Source organism: Pseudomonas sp. R62 (assembly GCF_000257605.1).
GTDB classification, from domain to species: domain Bacteria; phylum Pseudomonadota; class Gammaproteobacteria; order Pseudomonadales; family Pseudomonadaceae; genus Aquipseudomonas; species Aquipseudomonas atacamensis.
In genome coordinates this window covers 2,966,190-2,968,647 of record NZ_JH635998.1, presented here as the reverse complement: position 1 = coordinate 2,968,647, position 2,458 = coordinate 2,966,190, and the positions used below count along the sequence as shown (strand labels likewise).

The following is a 2,458-nucleotide window of genomic DNA, read 5'->3' as shown; positions in this document are numbered from 1 at the left end:
GGTTATTACATCCAGCCGACCCTGCTCAAGGGCACAAACAAGATGCGCGTGTTCCAGGAAGAAATCTTCGGCCCGGTGGTGAGCATCACCACTTTCAAGGACGAAGCCGAAGCCCTGGCGATTGCCAACGACACCGAGTTCGGCCTCGGCGCCGGCCTGTGGACCCGCGACATCAACCGCGCCTACCGCATGGGCCGGGCGATCAAGGCCGGTCGCGTGTGGACCAACTGCTACCACCTCTATCCGGCGCATGCCGCATTCGGCGGTTACAAGAAGTCCGGCGTCGGGCGTGAAACCCACAAAATGATGCTCGACCATTATCAGCAGACCAAGAACCTGCTGGTGAGCTACGACATCAATCCGCTGGGATTCTTCTGATCCTGCAATGCTGATCGTTCCCACGCTCCGCGTGGGAATGCCTCAACGGACGCTCCTCGTTCGGTTTCGAAGGGACGCGGAGCGTCCCGGGCTGCACTTCCACGCAGAGCGTGGGAACGATCAGGTTCCTGGCTGTAGACGGGCCAATAAAACAATAAAAATGGTGAACCCCATGCCAAGCGAATCCCCGGCCGGCGCTCCGGCGACCGGCTCCTCCGTCGACTTCGAAAAAGTCGGCACCGATTATTTCCAACAACGCGAACTGAAAAAAGGCGCCGCCGGCTGGGTCCTGCTGGTCGGCCTCGGCGTCGCTTATGTGATTTCCGGCGACTACGCCGGCTGGAATTTCGGCCTCGCCCAGGGTGGCTGGGGCGGCATGTTTCTCGCCACGCTGCTGATGGCGACGATGTACCTGTGCATGTGTTTTTCCCTGGCCGAATTGTCGTCGATGATTCCCACCGCTGGCGGCGGCTACGGTTTCGCCCGCAGTGCGTTTGGGCCGTGGGGCGGGTTTCTCACCGGCACCGCGATCCTCATCGAATACGCCATCGCCCCCGCTGCCATCGCGGTGTTCATCGGCGCCTACTGCGAATCGCTGTTCGGTATTGGCGGCTGGATGATCTACCTGGCGTTCTACATCATCTTCATCGCCATCCATATTTTCGGGGTCGGCGAAGCGCTCAAGCTGATGTTCATCATTACCGCCGTCGCCGCGCTGGCGCTGGGCGTGTTTCTGGTGGCGATGGTGCCGCACTTCGACGTTGCCAACCTGCTCGACATCCCGGTGACCACTGCGGTCGGCGCCAGTGCGTTTCTGCCGTTCGGCTACGTCGGCGTGTGGGCGGCGATTCCCTATGCGATCTGGTTTTTCCTCGCCGTCGAAGGCGTGCCGCTGGCCGCCGAAGAAACCAAAAACCCCAAGCGCGACCTGCCGCGCGGGCTGATCGGGGCGATGCTGGTGCTGCTGATGTTCGCCCTGCTGATTCTGATCGTCGGCCCCGGCGGCGCTGGTGCGAATTCGCTGCTGACGTCGGGTAACCCGCTGGTCGAAGCACTGAGCAAGGCCTACGGTGGCTCGACGTGGATGGGCAGCTTCGTCAATCTCGTCGGCCTGGCGGGGCTGATCGCCAGTTTCTTCTCGATCATCTACGCCTACTCGCGGCAGATCTTCGCGCTGTCGCGGGCCGGTTACCTGCCGCGCAAACTGTCGCAGACCAACAAAAGCAAGGCGCCGGTGCTGGCCCTGGTGATTCCCGGCATCATCGGCTTTGGTCTGTCGCTGACCGGTCAGGGCGACTTGCTGATTCTGGTCGCGGTGTTCGGCGCTACCATTTCCTATGTGCTGATGATGGCCGCGCACATCACCCTGCGCATCCGGCGCCCCAAAATGGACCGGCCGTACCGCACGCCGGGTGGCATTTTCACCTCGGGTGTGGCGCTGGTATTGGCGTGCATCGCCGTGGTGGCTGGCTTCCTCGTCGATCCACGGGTGGTGATCGGCGCGGCGATCATCTATGGAGTGTTAATTGCTTACTTTGCTTTCTACAGTCGGCATCACTTGGTAGCGGGCACGCCGGAAGAAGAATTCGCGGCGATTCAAAAAGCTGAACAAGCCTTGCACTGATTGTCGAAAACCACGGCGCAGAGGCATTCTGCGCCGTCACGGAGAACGCTGAATGGCCAGTTTTGCTCACACGGTCGGCGCGCAGACTTACCGCTTCGACAGCCTCAAAGACGTCATGGCCAAGGCCAGCCCCGCCCGCTCGGGGGATTTTCTCGCCGAGATCGCCGCGCTCAACGACGGCGAACGGGTGGCCGCGCAAATGGCCCTGGCGGACATCCCGCTCACCCACTTCCTGCAAGAAGCGCTGATTCCCTACGAAGCCGATGAAGTCACCCGGCTGATCATCGACACCCACGACAAGCAAGCCTTCGCCGTGGTCAGCCACCTCACCGTTGGCGGCTTTCGTGACTGGCTGCTCAGTGATGCGGCGGACGAAACCAGCCTGCGCGCCCTCGCCCCCGGTTTGACCCCGGAAATGGTCGCCGCCGTGTCGAAGATCATGCGCGTGCAGGATCT

Annotated in this window: 3 protein-coding genes; all 3 read left to right on the top strand. The window is 61.9% G+C overall.

Going from position 1 to position 2,458, the window contains the following annotated elements; all coding sequences use genetic code 11:
- Window positions 1-378, top strand: a 378-nt coding sequence (locus OQK_RS31290) for an aldehyde dehydrogenase family protein (RefSeq protein ID WP_038860950.1), incomplete at its 5' end; no start/stop codon positions are given.
- Between the two features lie 172 nt (window positions 379-550).
- The gene (gene eat / locus OQK_RS14400) at window positions 551-2,002 is read left to right on the top strand and encodes an ethanolamine permease (RefSeq protein ID WP_016773005.1); all 1,452 of its coding nucleotides are present in this window, start codon (window positions 551-553) and stop codon (window positions 2,000-2,002) included.
- Between the two features lie 52 nt (window positions 2,003-2,054).
- On the top strand, window positions 2,055-2,458 hold a 404-nt coding region (gene eutB, locus OQK_RS14395; RefSeq protein ID WP_038860949.1), incomplete at its 3' end, for an ethanolamine ammonia-lyase subunit EutB.

Coding starts and splice junctions, on each gene's coding strand:
- eat (WP_016773005.1), top strand. CDS start 551: ATGCCAAGCGAATCCCCGGCCGGCGCTCCGGCGACCGGCTCCTCCGTC.